Source organism: Burkholderia sp. MR1-5-21, assembly GCF_053427715.1.
On sequence record NZ_JBSAXD010000145.1, the window covers coordinates 1 to 348 of the forward strand.

1 protein-coding gene is annotated in these 348 nt (G+C 64.9%); it reads right to left on the reverse strand.

The annotated features are described in order from the left end of the window. Positions 1–348 (reverse strand): 4Fe-4S binding protein (locus ACV229_RS40805; RefSeq protein WP_448088693.1); only part of this gene is annotated, 348 nt, incomplete at both ends.

Here is a 348-nt window from a genome sequence, read left to right on the forward strand (position 1 = left end):
CGGTGATCTTCTCGCGGATCATCGGCTTCGTGATGCGGTCCTTGTGCGTCGCGTAACCCCACGCGAAACGTCCCTTCACGCACGCGTGGCCTTCGTTCGCGAGCCCGTTCTTGTGCGGCGTCATCCGCACGACCTGCGTACCCTTCATCTCGGCCTTGAACGAGCAGCCGACGCCGCAGTACGCACAGGTCGTGATGACCGAATGCTCGGCCTGGCCGAGCATCACGACTGATTTCTCCTGCAACGTCGCGGTCGGGCACGCAGCGACGCACGCGCCGCACGACACGCATTCCGATTCCATGAACGGTTCGCTTTCGCCCGCCGCGACGCGCGATTCGAAGCCGCGCG